General features: G+C 54.5%; 13 protein-coding genes. 10 read left to right on the top strand and 3 right to left on the bottom strand.

The genetic code is table 11. The annotated features are described in order from the left end of the window. Positions 1-41: 41 nt before the first annotated feature. On the top strand, positions 42-2,369 hold the full coding sequence (locus ACZ5BW_RS01070; protein ID WP_464541669.1) for a DNA translocase FtsK: 2,328 nt from the start codon (positions 42-44) through the stop codon (positions 2,367-2,369). 327 nt (positions 2,370-2,696) lie between these two features. On the opposite strand, the gene ACZ5BW_RS01075 is transcribed toward ACZ5BW_RS01070, so the two are convergent. Beyond that, positions 2,697-3,527: a methane monooxygenase/ammonia monooxygenase subunit C gene (locus ACZ5BW_RS01075; RefSeq protein WP_464541672.1), complete on the bottom strand. Its 831-nt coding sequence runs from the start codon at positions 3,525-3,527 to the stop codon at positions 2,697-2,699. A gap of 274 nt (positions 3,528-3,801) precedes the next feature. Between ACZ5BW_RS01075 and lolA the strand changes: the two genes are divergently transcribed. The 4 genes from lolA to ACZ5BW_RS01095 are packed head-to-tail and all read left to right on the top strand — an operon-like array spanning position 3,802 to position 7,888. Further along, positions 3,802-4,425 (top strand): outer membrane lipoprotein periplasmic chaperone LolA, encoded by a 624-nt coding sequence (gene lolA / locus ACZ5BW_RS01080; protein WP_464541674.1) that lies wholly within the window; start codon positions 3,802-3,804, stop codon positions 4,423-4,425. Then, on the top strand, positions 4,418-5,731 hold the full coding sequence (locus ACZ5BW_RS01085; protein ID WP_464541676.1) for a replication-associated recombination protein A: 1,314 nt from the start codon (positions 4,418-4,420) through the stop codon (positions 5,729-5,731). Before lolA ends, ACZ5BW_RS01085 begins: the two co-directional genes overlap by 8 nt. 29 nt (positions 5,732-5,760) lie before the next feature. Next, positions 5,761-7,125 (top strand): serine--tRNA ligase, encoded by a 1,365-nt coding sequence (gene serS, locus ACZ5BW_RS01090; protein WP_464541678.1) that lies wholly within the window; start codon positions 5,761-5,763, stop codon positions 7,123-7,125. A 52-nt stretch (positions 7,126-7,177) separates the two neighbouring features. Next, positions 7,178-7,888 carry a DUF6781 family protein gene (locus ACZ5BW_RS01095; protein WP_464541680.1) on the top strand — a complete coding sequence of 237 codons (711 nt, stop codon included), beginning with the start codon at positions 7,178-7,180 and terminating at the stop codon, positions 7,886-7,888. 123 nt (positions 7,889-8,011) lie between these two features. Here ACZ5BW_RS01095 and ACZ5BW_RS01100 read toward each other — a convergent pair whose 3' ends face one another. Continuing rightward, positions 8,012-8,581, bottom strand: coding sequence for a peroxiredoxin family protein (locus tag ACZ5BW_RS01100; RefSeq protein ID WP_464541682.1), 570 nt, complete (start codon positions 8,579-8,581; stop codon positions 8,012-8,014). A gap of 1,041 nt (positions 8,582-9,622) precedes the next feature. On the opposite strand from ACZ5BW_RS01100, the gene coxB reads away from it, so the two are divergent. From coxB to ACZ5BW_RS01125, 5 genes are all read left to right on the top strand, one after another. Next, on the top strand, positions 9,623-10,756 hold the full coding sequence (coxB, locus tag ACZ5BW_RS01105) for a cytochrome c oxidase subunit II (protein WP_464541686.1): 1,134 nt from the start codon (positions 9,623-9,625) through the stop codon (positions 10,754-10,756). Positions 10,757-10,775: 19 nt separating this feature from the next. Further along, positions 10,776-12,356, top strand: coding sequence for a cytochrome c oxidase subunit I (gene ctaD / locus ACZ5BW_RS01110; RefSeq protein WP_464541688.1), 1,581 nt, complete (start codon positions 10,776-10,778; stop codon positions 12,354-12,356). A 119-nt stretch (positions 12,357-12,475) separates the two neighbouring features. Next, entirely contained in the window at positions 12,476-13,033 is a 558-nt protein-coding gene (locus ACZ5BW_RS01115) for a cytochrome c oxidase assembly protein (protein ID WP_464541690.1), read from the top strand. Then, a complete protein-coding gene (locus ACZ5BW_RS01120; protein ID WP_464541692.1) occupies positions 13,030-13,236 on the top strand; it encodes a DUF2970 domain-containing protein in 207 nt (68 codons plus the stop codon). The genes ACZ5BW_RS01115 and ACZ5BW_RS01120 overlap by 4 nt, the downstream gene beginning before the upstream one ends. Before the next feature lie 30 nt (positions 13,237-13,266). Continuing rightward, positions 13,267-14,121 (top strand): cytochrome c oxidase subunit 3, encoded by an 855-nt coding sequence (locus ACZ5BW_RS01125; RefSeq protein WP_464541694.1) that lies wholly within the window; start codon positions 13,267-13,269, stop codon positions 14,119-14,121. Positions 14,122-14,164: 43 nt separating this feature from the next. Here ACZ5BW_RS01125 and ACZ5BW_RS01130 read toward each other — a convergent pair whose 3' ends face one another. After that, positions 14,165-14,353, bottom strand: coding sequence for a twin transmembrane helix small protein (locus ACZ5BW_RS01130; RefSeq protein ID WP_464541696.1), 189 nt, complete (start codon positions 14,351-14,353; stop codon positions 14,165-14,167). Positions 14,354-14,358: the final 5 nt, after the last annotated feature.

Genomic DNA, 14,358 nt, shown 5'->3' on the forward strand with positions numbered 1-14,358 from the left:
CTTATATAATCCATGTCGTTACTGTTCCTGCTGCTATATCCATGAGCTTCGTCAACAAGCCAATGGCAAAAAAAATCAGTCCCGACCCTTTGCCGCCCAGAGTCGCTCGGCTCCTGCGGGAGTCGGCGAGCCTTGCCCTGCTGGGTGTGGCGCTCTATCTGGTGCTGATATTTTATGGGTATGAGCGCGCGGACCCCGGATGGTCGCACAGTGGCGATGGGCCCGCACAGAATCCTGGCGGCATGGTAGGGGCTTGGCTGTCCGACCTGATGCTGTACTTGCTGGGTGTTTCCGCTTGGTGGTCTGTGCTGTTTTTACTTTTCCTGGTATGGTGGATGTATCACCGCATCGATGGAAGCATATTCGACCGCCGGCCGTGGTTTGTTTCGATGGTCGGCTTTCTGCTGTTACTCGTGGCGAGCAGCGGAATGGAAGCACTGCGTTTCTACTCCCTCAAGGTGGTTTTGCCGCAGATGCCGGGAGGTGTGCTGGGTTTCCTGCTCAGTAAGAGTCTATCCCAGATACTGGGCTTTACTGGCGCAACGCTGGCCCTCCTGATATTGATTGCAATCGGTTTCAGTTTATTTACGGGACTATCCTGGCTGCGCCTGGTCGAGCAGATAGGCGCCTCGATAGAAGGTTTTTTCCTGCTTATCTGGCGCAGTATAGAAAGCATCTTCCTGTTTATCGGCCGTAGCTGGCGGAGCAGGCGGAACCGTCATGTAGGAGCCGTTTTCGCCATCAGACGCGAAGAGCTGGTGGAAGTGGAAAAAAATTGCCCGCAGGAACATCCGCCTTTACACATTGAACAACCGGTCGCCGCGCTCCCCAAACCGCGCAAGGTGGCCAGGCAAAAGCAGACTCCGCTTTTTCCTGACGTGCCTGATTCCACTTTGCCGCCGTTGAGCCTGCTCGATGAGCCGCCAAAGAAAGAAGTGGAAATTCTGTCGACGGAAACACTGGAATTCACTTCCCGCCTGATCGAGCGGAAACTGATGGATTTCGGGGTAGAGGTCAAGGTAGTGGCGGCATATCCCGGTCCTGTCATTACACGCTACGAGATTGAGCCTGCCGTCGGCGTGAAGGGCAATCAGATTCTCAATCTGGTCAAAGACCTGGCGCGATCTTTATCAGTGGTAAGCATTCGAGTCGTCGAGACCATTCCAGGGAAGACCTGGATGGGTCTGGAAATTCCCAACCCCAAGCGGCAGGTCGTGCGCTTGTCTGAAATTCTCAGTTCACAGGCTTATGCCGATATGGGATCGCCCCTGACCATTGCCCTTGGCAAGGATATCGGTGGACATTCGATAGTGGCAGACCTGGCGAGAATGCCGCATGTACTTGTCGCGGGAACGACGGGATCGGGTAAGTCGGTCGCCATCAACGCCATGATACTGAGCCTCCTCTATAAATCCACCCCGGAGCAGGTACGTCTGATATTGGTGGACCCGAAGATGCTTGAATTGTCGGTATATGAGGGCATTCCACACCTGCTGGCCCCGGTGGTTACCGACATGCGTCAGGCGGCAAGCGCCCTGCGCTGGGGCGTCGCTGAAATGGAACGCCGCTACAAGCTGATGTCCGCGCTTGGTGTCCGCAACTTGGGAGGCTATAACCAGAAAATTCGCGAGGCGATCAAGAATGAGAAACCCATCCTCAATCCGCTGAGCCTCACTCCGGAAGCACGGGAACCGCTGGAGGAAATGCCGGTGATTGTCGTGGTGATAGACGAGCTGGCGGATCTGATGATGGTCGTGGGCAAGAAAGTCGAGGAGTTGATTGCCCGGCTTGCCCAGAAGGCGCGTGCGGCGGGAGTCCATCTGCTTCTCGCCACTCAGCGGCCTTCCGTGGATGTGATCACCGGGCTTATCAAAGCCAATATTCCGACACGCGTAGCTTTTCAGGTATCGAGCAAGGTGGACTCGCGCACGATCCTGGACCAGATGGGAGCGGAAGCGTTGCTGGGGCAGGGCGACATGCTTTATCTGCCACCTGGAAGCGGGTATCCGCAGCGGGTTCACGGCGCTTTCGTTGCCGATCAGGAAGTGCATCGGGTCGTGGAATATCTCAAGGAGCACGGTGAGCCGCGGTACGTGGACGGCGTGCTTGATGCATCGGATGAGGAAGGCGGGGGGGGCGAAAATAGAGTGGCGGGGCAGGAAGGCGGCGAGAGCGATCCGCTTTATGATGAAGCTGTCGCCATCGTGCTCAGATCTCGACGCGCTTCCATCTCCCTGGTGCAGCGGCATTTGCGCATTGGTTACAACCGGGCCGCGCGGTTGATTGAAGAAATGGAGCGGGCAGGCCTCGTCTCGGCCATGCAAAGCAATGGCAACCGGGAAGTTCTGGTTCCTGCACGGAACGAATAGAAGGGTGCTGTCGAAGACGGCGTTTGTAACCTATCGTTATTGATGGATTGCGCTCCACCATCCTACAGCTCGGCTACAACTGGGCCTGTTGGACAGAGCGTGGGACAAAACCAGGAGGCGTAGCAAGAAGTAGGGCGGGCTTTGCCCGCCGTTACACCGTCAGGCAGTAAGTGTGCTGGATGGCTCAAATGATACCGCCCGCTTCCCATGATTCGGGAAGCGGGCGGCGGCTTCGGTTATTTCAGTCTTTCAGTGTATCGGTCTCAACCTTAACCTCTGAACTCATCTTGAGCGATCAAGGTCAGCGCCTCTATCCTAAAACCCATCCTAAAACTTCTTGTCGTACGGTACGATGCGGTTGTTGAGGATGACTTTGCTCTGGCCGTTCCAGACGACGTCCGTCAGGTTGGAGTAGCGGGTGATGATCTGAGCCGCAATCCCGCCTGCAAACAATCCCGACCAGCCCAGTATCACGAAGCCCCAGTGCAGCGGTGCGCTGAAGAGTTCTTCCATGAACCAGAAGGCGTGGCCCCATTCGTTCAACCCTACGTTCGGCAGGATCATGAGCGGCCCTGCAATGGCCATGACCAGCGGGAACGAGGTGCCGCGCGAATACAGCGGCAGGCGTGTCATCGCATACAGGTAGCTTGCCACCCCGCAGACGATGTACATCGGGAAGGAGCCGTAGAACACTACCACGTGACTTGGCGTGAAGCTCGTGTCACGGATGATGACCTGGTGCCAGGAGGCGTCCTGTTCGGTAAAGAAGCTGCCGCCCCAGTACACCCCAAACAGGTATACGCCCAGCCACATCATCCAGTAGAAGTAGCGCTTGACTTCAAGCTTCGGATCAAGATTGTCCAACTGCTCCTTGGTGTCGCGCGTCTTCCAGATCCACCCCCAGGTGATGAGCGCAAACAGCGGCATCACGATCATATGCACACGCCACAAGCCCATCCACACTTTCTCGAACTCAGGTTCCATCGAGTCCATCCCGTGCGAGTAGGCAAACGTGCGCTGGTACCAGATCCAGAATATCGCTACCGCCAGCATCGTGATCAGACCAAACTTGTACCACTTCGAGTCATACCACAGCGACATGTCGTAGTTCCGGCCGCTCGTTTTGGCCTGACTCGACGTTTCCATCGTTGTTGCCATGTCGTTTCCTCCTATTACAAATACATGTTGGAGATAACATTACACATTCCGTTGGCGTGGAGTGAAAACTGGAACCAGAAACCCCACCGCCAGCGAAGTATAGACTTTTTCACTTTACTATTGGTTCCCGGTGACGGTCCATTATTCATGCTTCGTTGCCTGACATTGATTGTGGAACCTCGAGAGACGCCTTAAATTGCCCGCCGAAGCGGAGTGGCTTATTTATAATTACCGTGATCCTGTTCTTTGCCCGGTCCAATCCATAGTCAAAATCATGAAGCTATCCGAAAAGTTCTGCGTGTTCCTTTTTTTCTTTTTATTTACTTCCATATCCAATGCAACCGGAATCGACAGCCTCAAGAGCTTCATGCGGAATGCGCGCACTGTCCGCGCAGATTTCTCGCAAACCGTTATCGATAAAAGCCGCAATATAGTGCAGACAGCAAGCGGTGCCATGCAATTCGAGCGTCCCGGAAAATTCCGCTGGATATACGAGAAGCCTTACGAACAATTGATTGTCGGGGACGGTGAGCGCGTCTGGTTTTACGATCGCGATCTTGATCAGGTAACCGTGCGAAAGCTCGATGCCGCCATCGGCAGCAGCCCTGCCGCACTGCTTGCCGGAAGCAATGATATCGAAAAGAATTTCCATCTTCTGGAAATCGGTTTACAGGGTAGCATCGAGTGGGTGGAGGCTACGCCCAAAACCCGGGAAAGCACATTTGAGCGGATGCTTCTCGGATTTACCCTGGAGGGGATACTGAGAGCCATGGAATTGCACGATAATTTCGGCCAGGCTACCGTATTCGAATTTTCGGATGTGGAACAAAACCGCAAGCTTCCCCCGGAATTGTTCAAATTCAGTCCACCGGCGGGCGTGGACGTGATCAGTGAGTGATCTGTTCGAGCAGCCTCAACCTGCTGTACCGCTGGCGGAACGGTTGCGTCCGCATGAATTGAAAGACGTGGTGGGCCAGCCTCATTTGCTGGGCCCCGGCAAACCGCTGCGTCTTGCGTTCGAGTCCGGCAAGCCTCATTCAATGATACTGTGGGGCCCACCCGGTTCAGGCAAGACCACGCTGGCTCGTCTCATGGCCTCGGCGTTCGATGCTGAATTCATTGCGCTGTCCGCCGTGTTATCGGGGGTAAAGGATATTCGTGACGCAGTCGAACGGGCGCGCGCAGTTTTGCACCAGTCCGGCCGCCATACCATCCTGTTCGTGGATGAGGTTCATCGCTTCAACAAGTCGCAGCAGGATGCATTTCTGCCCTTCGTCGAACAAGGATTGGTGACATTTATCGGCGCCACGACCGAGAACCCTTCATTCGAGGTGAACAGCGCGCTGTTATCGCGTGCCCAGGTGTATGTGCTTACTGCCTTGTCCACGACCGAACTGGCCACCCTGTTTGATCGAGTAAAGAAGCTGGCGTTGGCTGAGCTGGATTTCACCGCTGATGCGCGATCATTATTGATCGAATATGCCGACGGTGATGCGCGGCGCTTGCTCAATCTTCTGGAACAGCTAAAAACCGCGGCGGCGGCTGAAGGAATATCAAGAATAGACGTCCATTACGCGCGCGAAAGGCTACCTCGCGCTGCGCGCCGGTTTGATAAGGGCGGCGACGAATTTTACGACCAGATTTCGGCGTTGCATAAATCCCTGAGAGGCTCCAATCCGCATGCCACGCTTTACTGGATGTGCCGGATGCTGGATGCCGGCGCAGACCCGCGCTATATTGCCCGGCGTCTCATCCGTGCATCCGTGGAAGATATCGGGCTGGCCGATCCGCGCGCCCTGCGTATCGCGCTGGATGCTTCCGAGACTTACGAACGGCTGGGCAGTCCCGAGGGTGAACTGGCCTTGGCGCAGGCTGCCCTGTACCTTGCCTGCGTTCCCAAGAGCAATGCTGCTTATCTTGCGTATAATAAAACCCGCTCTTTTATCGGAGAGGACAAATCGCGACGGGTACCGGAACACTTGCGCAACGCGCCCACGCAACTGATGAAGGAGATGGGATTCGGGCGCGACTACCGCTATGCGCATGATGATCCCGATGCATATGCCGCGGGAGAACGTTATTTTCCGGAAGGAATGCCAGAGATTGAATTTTACCAGCCGACCAGCCGTGGATTCGAAAGTAAGATATCCGAAAGACTGGCGCATCTGCGCGAGCTGGACAAACAGGCAAAAAAAGAATCATAAGATAAAATCTGCGTCGATTTGGAGTCGAGATGTTAGATATTCATCTGTTACGTACGCAACCGGACCACATTGCCAGGCTTCTTGCCGCACGTAACTACGTTTTTCCCCTTGCTGAATTCAGTGCCCTGGAAGCGGAACGAAAGAATCTTCAGACCTGCACCCAGGAATTGCAGGCGCGCCGCAATGCCGCGTCGAAGCAGATTGGCAATGCCAAGAGCAGGGGAGAAGACGCCAGCGCGATTCTCGCAGAGGTCGCCCATCTGGGCGACGAATTGAAGCAGGTGGAATCCCGGCTGGATCAGATACAGGCTGCGTTGCAGCACACCCTGCTGCAAATTCCCAACCTGGCGCACAGCAGCGTGCCGGAGGGCAGAAACGAATCGGATAACAGGGAGGTGCGACGTTGGGGAACTCCATGCGAATTTGATTTCAGCCCGGCCGATCATGTGAGCATAGGCGAGCGACTGGGATTACTGGATTTTCCCACTGCCGCGAAGATCAGCGGCGCCCGCTTCAGCCTGCTGACAGGTCCGCTTGCGCACCTGCATCGCGCGCTGGCTCAATTCATGCTCGACGTCCATATACGTGAACATGGCTATACGGAGGCATACGTGCCTTATCTGGTCAACGCCGAAAGTTTGCGGGGTACCGGCCAATTGCCGAAGTTCAAGGAAGATTTGTTCGAGGTTCCACGAAGAAAAACAGCCGAACTTCTCCTGGAAAACCAGCCGGCTGCTGCAACGTTGCCATGGAATAGCCCGCAAGAGGAACATGACAATGATGACTTATACCTGATTCCCACTTCCGAGGTTCCGCTGAGCAACATCGTGCGTGACCGTATCGTCGATCCTGAATTGCTGCCTATCAAGCTTACGGCGCATACCCCCTGTTTCCGCTCCGAAGCGGGAAGCTACGGCAGGGATACCCGCGGAATGATCCGCCAGCATCAGTTCGAGAAGGTGGAACTGGTGCAAATCGTTCATCCTGCACACTCCTATAAAGCGCTGGAAGAGCTGACCGGCCATGCCGAAACAATTCTTCAGAAGCTGAAACTGCCTTACCGGGTGATGGCATTGTGCACGGCCGACATGGGGTTTGCCGCCGCCAAAACGTACGACATCGAAGTATGGTTGCCGCAGCAAGGCGCTTATCGGGAAATTTCCTCATGCAGTAACTGTGAAGCATTTCAGGCACGCCGCATGCAGGCACGCTTTCGCAATGAGAAAGGCAAGCCGGAGCTGTTGCATACACTCAACGGGTCGGGTCTGGCGGTGGGACGGACGCTGGTGGCGATACTGGAAAATTTCCAGAATGCAGACGGCAGCGTATCGATTCCCCAAGTTTTGCAAGGCTATATGGGCGGGACCGAGCGGCTTGTCCCACGCAACGCATAAAACAATCAGAATATCTTTTTACCATTGTTACTATTGGAGAGGCTCGCTAACCATGCAAAATGTACCTGGCAGTGAAAACGTTCATGCGGCAACCGAGGATACATCGGCTCTCGAAGCTGAAGTACGCAGCAGGATGACGCAAGGAGAGAATATAGAACAAGAAGTGCGGGATCTGACGGTAAAAGCTTTGAGCAGGCAAGGACACGACCAGGATTCACTGCGTCATGTCATGGGTGCGGTACTGAAAGGTGTACGTGAAGGAGCACAGCAGAAGTTGCAATCTTCCTCTATCCAGGCGCAAACGGCTTTGTCCCCCGTGAGGGACGCTGTGGCCGGCCTGGATTCGGCACTGGCTCAACTTGCGGCGGCTTCCAAACTGACACTCGAAGAAGCCGCGGGCCGCGCGCAAACGTTTTCAAAAGAGGAGTTGACGCGCCTGCGTGACAACCTTGAAAGTATTGAGAATCTTTTTTTCGAAACTTTGCAGGAGTCGGCCTCGGCCGCGCAGGACCTGGTGGAGGTTACCTTGCGGGATATTATTCTCCATGCAAAGCGAAACGGCACCGCGGTAGGCTCTCAGTTGAAAGACGCGCTCGAGGCGCTCAACCATCAGTTGAAATCGACCACCCATAGCCAGTTCGAGGCAGGCATTCATCTCACTCAGGCCATCACGGACACCCTCCGGCAGGCCGCCGCGAATGTTCTTACCGAGGTTGCGGAGCGGGTCAAGCCCAGCGACAAACCCAGGGGACATCACGGATAGGAATCGGTTTCAGCCAGGCGCTCCGGTATTCTCCAGGGCGGGGCGCCTCTCCATGAGTTCGTACGCGCCACCCAAAGGTGGCACGGGACTGCGATCTGGCGCAAATTCAGATACAGGACCCGCTCAGGCCTTGCATCCGTCCGTATCGCAAGTGAGATTTTCCCCACCCTGCGCAGACGATTCCGTCACGACAGACTCATCGAATTCTTCGGCCAGCAGCGCCCCAATCGAAAATCCTACGGTCAGATCGCTCACATGGCCGAATTTATGCAAGCGAATGTGTCCTGTTTTATCGATCAGGATGAGAGTGGGCGTCCCCTGCATCTGATATGCGCGCATGGTCATCGGAACCCCCGTCGCGGCTCCCTCATATTTGTCTATCCCGATCGGAAAGCGCAGCCGGTATTCATAGGCAAACACTTCGAGCGCCTCGCGCCCCATAACTTCGTGATGCTCGAAAACAGTATGCAGTCCTATCACTGCAACACGGTTCGGGTCAAACTCCTGGTGTATTCGTTGCGCTTGCGGTATGCCCATCTGCACGCAACCGGGACAGAAAATCTGGAAGGTGTGGAGTACAACCACCTTACCCCGGAGGGAAGCGAGCGTCAGGGGGTGCGGCGTATTAAGCCAGCCGGAGGTTTGCAGTTCGGGCGCCATGCCTGCCCTGATGTTGGTACTTGTCTCAGCCATTCTGTACCTCGAAATAGCGGGTTGAAAATAACGCATTATAAGGGAACCGGCGCATGAGTCACATCGACGGTCCTACCGACGTTCGCCATGGATCCTTCCGAAAGGGGAATCCGCATTTCCCCTTCATGTTTTTCCACGGGCCTCTGCCTCGCAAATCGGGTTTTCAGCCTTCTCCAGCCACTTGTCAGGGGTTACGCTCAGATTGCCGAATGCTACCCGATCAGCATAAGGAGAAAAAACCGGAGAGATGACATCGTAATATATTTCACCTCCGCCGCGAAGTATTTCCACAATTCCAATAGGGTAAAATTACCACAATTGCAGGAGGGGAAAATAACGATTTTTAGTATAGGGTCATTATTGGTTTTATTTGCCAGCATCATGTTTCTTCCTTGTACGCCTCATTTTGCTGTGGTAGAATTTGCGCGTTTCAGGAGCCGCTCTTTAGAGCAGTTCTTTCGCGGATATGCAATGCGAATAATAGGGCGGGTGCCAAGGGATTTCGGAAGAAATCAGATCGACTCAAATGAGCAGAACGGGAGCGACTGACGAAATCCGTATGAAACGGGCGTTTGAATCATTTTTCCGCTCATTCATCCTGCTTGAGTCAAGCCGGATGGAATAAGCAGAATGAATGGAATGTCTGGGGAATCATGACATGAGCTTAAAGCGCGCAAGAATGTCGCGCTGCTCCTGTCGTTCCGGGTTTCGTGATGCGTTATCAATGTGAGTCAGAAAGCGATTTCGGATTCGATATGATTGCGGAAAATTCAGTTGAAACTTCGAACCGAAACTTTGAACTTATCGACATGCCGTTGTTCTTAATGTTTGAATTCGCATAAGCCATAGAATAACACAATTACCGACATTCGCAATATGGATATTATGCCGGACAGATCAGATATTCACCAGTTTGTCGCCGGCCGATCTAGCGGGCTCACATGGAGATGTTCTGTCTGGAAGCATTGCGTAATGAGTCGAACATTGTGAGATTTTGGAAGATTGGCTCGTACTGTAATCAGTAATCAAGTGGGGGGAAATATGAGCAGTAAAGCAGCAGCAGGTGTAGCGGGGGTTGTGGCGGTCGCATGGAATTCCGGATTGGCGATGGCGGCAGCCGACCCCTACCAGTTAAATCTGCCCGAGCCGCAGACAGTCATTGCCCAGCAGATCTACGACCAGCACACGATGGTTCTGTGGATTTGCCTGGCGATATTCATCGGCGTGTTCGGCACGATGTTCTATTCCGTAGTCAAGCATCGCAAATCGAAGGACTATGAGGCCGCCAACTTCCATCACAGCACCACGGTCGAGATCATCTGGACGGCGATCCCGTTCCTGATCTTGGTGGGCATGGCCTTTCCCGCAACCAAGACCATCATTGCCATGAAGGATACGTCCAACCCGGACATCACCGTCAAGGCGACTGGTTATCAGTGGAAATGGGGTTACGACTACCTGACGGGTGAAGGCGAAGGCATCGGTTTCCTGAGTGCCCTCTCCACGCCCAAGCCACAGATCGACAACGCGGCACCCAAGGGCGAGAACTATCTCCTGGAAGTGGACAATCCGCTGGTCGTTCCCACAGGCAAGAAAGTGCGCGTGCTGATCACCGCCAATGACGTGCTGCATGCCTGGTGGGTGCCGGCGCTGGGCGTCAAGCAGGATGCCATCCCCGGCTTCATCCGTGACGTGTGGTTCAACATCGAGAAGCCCGGTACCTATCGCGGCCAGTGCGCCGAGTTGTGCGGCAAGGAGCATGGTTTCATGCCGATCGTGGTAGAGGCGGTGGAGCCTGAGAAATACGCTGCCTGGGTGGCGGAGCAGAAAACCAAGCTGGCGGCAGTGGCTGTGGACATCAACAAGGAGTTCACGCCGGACGAGCTCAAGGCCAAGGGCGAAGCCGTGTATAACGCGAACTGCGCTGCCTGTCATCAGGCCAATGGGCAGGGTGTACCCGGGACTTTCCCTGCTATCGCCGGATCGAAAGTTGCCACCGGCCCTAAGGAAGGCCACATCAACATCGTCATGAATGGCAAGAGCGGCACGGCAATGGCGCCCTTCAAGCACCTGTCGGACGTGGATATTGCCTCGGTGATCACCTACCAGCGCAATTCCTTCGGCAACTCGACAGGCGATGCCGTCCAGCCATCCGAAATCAATCAACACAGATAATAGCCTCAAGGAGGAAACCATGGCAGCAGTACACGATCACGACATTGCGCATGCCCACGATCATCATCCCACCGGCTTGATGCGTTGGCTGACCACCACGAACCACAAGGATATCGGCACACTGTACCTCTGGTTCAGCTTCATCATGTTCCTGATGGGGGGCGTGATGGCACTGACCATTCGAGCCGAACTTTTTCAGCCGGGCTTGCAGATCGTCAATCCCGAATTTTTCAACCAGCTCACCACCATGCACGGACTGGTAATGATTTTCGGCGCCATCATGCCGGCCTTCGTCGGTTTTGCCAACTGGCAGATACCGATGATGGTCGGTGCTCCCGACATGGCCTTCGCGCGAATGAATAACTGGAGCTTCTGGCTGCTGCCGCCTGCGGCGCTGCTGCTGCTCGGTTCCTTCTTTGCTCCGGGTGGAGCGCCAGCTGGAGGGTGGACAATCTATCCGCCGCTGTCGGTGCAGATGGGCATGGGAATGGACATGGCGATCTTTGCCATCCATATTCTCGGTGCTTCCTCGATCATGGGCTCGATCAATATCATCACCACCATTCTCAACATGCGCGCGCCGGGCATGACCCTGATGAAGATGCCGCTGTTCGTATGGACCTGGCTGATCACTGCGTATCTGCTGGTGATGGTCATGCCGGTACTCGCCGGTGCGGTGACCATGCTGCTGACCGACCGCAATTTCGGTACCAATTTCTTCAATGCCGCGGGCGGTGGTGACCCCGTGATGTTCCAGCATATCTTCTGGTTCTTCGGGCACCCGGAAGTCTACATCATGATTCTGCCGGCGTTTGGTATTGTCTCTGAAATCATCCCAACCTTCGCGCGCAAACCGCTGTTCGGGTATTCCTCGATGGTGTATGCAACTGCCTCCATCGCGATACTTTCCTGCATCGTCTGGGCGCATCATATGTTCACCGCGGGCATGCCAGCAACGGGTCAGTTGTTCTTCATGTATGCAACCATGCTGATCGCGGTGCCGACGGGTGTGAAGGTGTTCAACTGGACCGCTACGATGTGGCGCGGCTCCATGACTTTCGAGACGCCCATGCTGTTTGCCATCGGCTTCATCTTCCTGTTTACGCTCGGTGGATTCAGCGGTGTAGTGTGTGCCATTGTCCCGATCGATATTCAGGTGCAGGATACCTACTACGTTATTGCCCACTTCCATTATGTGCTGGTGTCCGGCGCGCTGTTCGGGATATTTGGCGGCGCCTACTACTGGTTGCCGAAGTGGACGGGTCACATGTACGACGAGACTTTGGGCAAGTGGCATTTCTGGCTGTCCATGATCTTCTTCAATCTCGCCTTCTTCGTACAGCACTTCCTGGGGCTTGCCGGCATGCCGCGCCGTATTCCCGACTATGCGCTGCAATTTGCGGACTTCAACATGATTTCCAGCATCGGCGCCTTTGGATTCGGCTTGAGCCAGTTGTTGTTCCTGTATGTGGTGCTGAAGTGCATTCGTGGTGGTGCAAAAGCGCCTGCCAAGACCTGGGAAGGTGCGAAGACTCTGGAGTGGACCTTGCCGTCGCCCCCTCCCTACCACAGTTTCGAAACTCCTCCCGTTATTCGTTAAGAATTGGGGAATAACATGAAGGACGATGCAGAAAGAAGGCGTGCCGCAATCAGAACAGCCCTCTTTCTGCTCGCGACTGTAATAGCAATCTTTGTTGGGGTTATTGTAAAAAACTGGTGATGAACGTAACTGAAGCGAATTCCGTCGTACTCAGGAAGCTGTTGATCTTTACTGTAATCATGTTTGGTTTCGGCTTCGCGCTCGTTCCGTTTTACGAGAAGATTTGCGAAGTTACGGGCCTCAACAATCTGTTACAGGCGGATACGCTGGTGGAAAACACCCAGGTTGATACGGCTCGATGGGTAACGGTGGAGTTGGATGCCAACACACGTGGACTGCCCTGGCAGTTCAAGCCTCTGCAGTCCAGCGTGCGTGTGCACCCGGGCGAGTTGACACAAGTGGTCTATGAGGTGAGAAATAACTCCGACCGGGAGATCAACGGTCAGGCGATACCCAGCTACAGCCCTCAGTTACTGGGAAAGCACCTGAAAAAACTCGAGTGTTTCTGTTTCAGCAAGCAGGTATTGAAACCGAGAGAGGTACGGCAAATGCCAGTTCAGTTCCTGATCGAACCAGGCCTGCCAGCCGATATCAATACGGTTACCATCTCGTACACCTTTTTCGAGTTGGGTAACGATAATACTGCCAGCTTGGATATCAATGTGAACCAGCTTTGAAAGACGATAACAAGCAACCGCCCAAAGGAACGTGGCTACAGATAGCAAAAGCGGTATTCTGGGCTTTTTTTGGAGTGCGCAAGCAGAGTGACCTCGACAGCGATGCGAGTTCATTGACGCCGGCGCAGGTAATCATCGGAGGGCTCATAGGTGCCGCCCTGTTTGTCATGAGCTTGATATTAGTGGTTAAAATAGTTACTTAGAATCAACTTTATATACGCAGGAGAAAGAGCATGAGCCAACAAGGAGGAGGTCACTACTACGTTCCAGCGCCGTCGACCTGGCCCATTACGGGGTCACTAGCGCTGTTATTCATGGGATTCGGTGCGGCCTTTTCGGTCAACCGGCTTCCCCTGGGTTATGGATTGCTTGCCACAGGTTTTGCCATATTGATCTACATGCTTTTCGGTTGGTTTGGCACCGTGGCCGGTGAAAGCGAGAGCGGCAAATTCAACAAGCAGGTCGATAAATCCTTCCGCTGGGGGATGAGCTGGTTCATCTTCTCGGAAGTCATGTTTTTCGGAGCTTTTTTTGGCGCGCTGTACTACATGCGCATGCACTCCATCCCCGACCTCGGCGACCTGGACAACAAAATTCTGTGGCCGGACTTCACCGCCGACTGGCCCACCGCAGGTCCCGGCATCAAGGAAAAATTCATGCCGATGGGGCCCTGGGGTCTGCCTGCACTCAATACCCTGATCCTGCTGACCTCGGGCGTGACCGTCACCTGGGCGCACTGGGCACTGAAGCTGAACAAGCGCGGGCAACTCAAACTGGGATTGTTCCTCACGTTCGCCCTGGGGTTTCTGTTCGTGGGCCTGCAGGCTTATGAGTACGGCCACGCCTATTCGGAGATGAACCTCAAGCTCTCCACCGGAGCCTATGGCGCCTCGTTTTTCATGCTGACCGGTTTCCACGGTTTTCATGTAACGCTGGGTTCCATCATGCTGTTCGTCATCTGGTGCCGTGTGCTGAAGGGCCACTTTTCACCCGAGAATCACTTCGGCTTCGAAGGGGTCGCCTGGTACTGGCACTTCGTGGACGTGGTCTGGCTGGGCCTGTTCATCTTTGTATACTGGCTGATATAAGAAGAAGGGCAGCCAGATAACCAGGATGGGGAACCATCCTGGTTCAAAGTGGAATAAAGCCGAAGTAAGTTCCAACCATCAGAAGGGTGAACAGAAAAAGCGACAATCCAATACGCAAGGTCAGGGACTTTACAACACGTGTGTCATTTCCCTTGTCCTTGATCAGATAGTAGAGCGCGGATCCCAGGCTGGCAAATATGAGAAACAGAAGCAGTACGATAACGATTTTCAAGGCTT

The sequence above is a fragment of the Nitrosospira sp. TNL300 genome, from assembly GCF_055385915.1.

Coding starts and splice junctions, on each gene's coding strand:
- ACZ5BW_RS01070 (WP_464541669.1), top strand. CDS start 42: ATGAGCTTCGTCAACAAGCCAATGGCAAAAAAAATCAGTCCCGACCCT.
- ACZ5BW_RS01075 (WP_464541672.1), bottom strand. CDS start 3,527: ATGGCAACAACGATGGAAACGTCGAGTCAGGCCAAAACGAGCGGCCGG.
- lolA (WP_464541674.1), top strand. CDS start 3,802: ATGAAGCTATCCGAAAAGTTCTGCGTGTTCCTTTTTTTCTTTTTATTT.
- serS (WP_464541678.1), top strand. CDS start 5,761: ATGTTAGATATTCATCTGTTACGTACGCAACCGGACCACATTGCCAGG.
- ACZ5BW_RS01095 (WP_464541680.1), top strand. CDS start 7,178: ATGCAAAATGTACCTGGCAGTGAAAACGTTCATGCGGCAACCGAGGAT.
- ACZ5BW_RS01100 (WP_464541682.1), bottom strand. CDS start 8,581: ATGGCTGAGACAAGTACCAACATCAGGGCAGGCATGGCGCCCGAACTG.
- coxB (WP_464541686.1), top strand. CDS start 9,623: ATGAGCAGTAAAGCAGCAGCAGGTGTAGCGGGGGTTGTGGCGGTCGCA.
- ctaD (WP_464541688.1), top strand. CDS start 10,776: ATGGCAGCAGTACACGATCACGACATTGCGCATGCCCACGATCATCAT.
- ACZ5BW_RS01115 (WP_464541690.1), top strand. CDS start 12,476: ATGAACGTAACTGAAGCGAATTCCGTCGTACTCAGGAAGCTGTTGATC.
- ACZ5BW_RS01125 (WP_464541694.1), top strand. CDS start 13,267: ATGAGCCAACAAGGAGGAGGTCACTACTACGTTCCAGCGCCGTCGACC.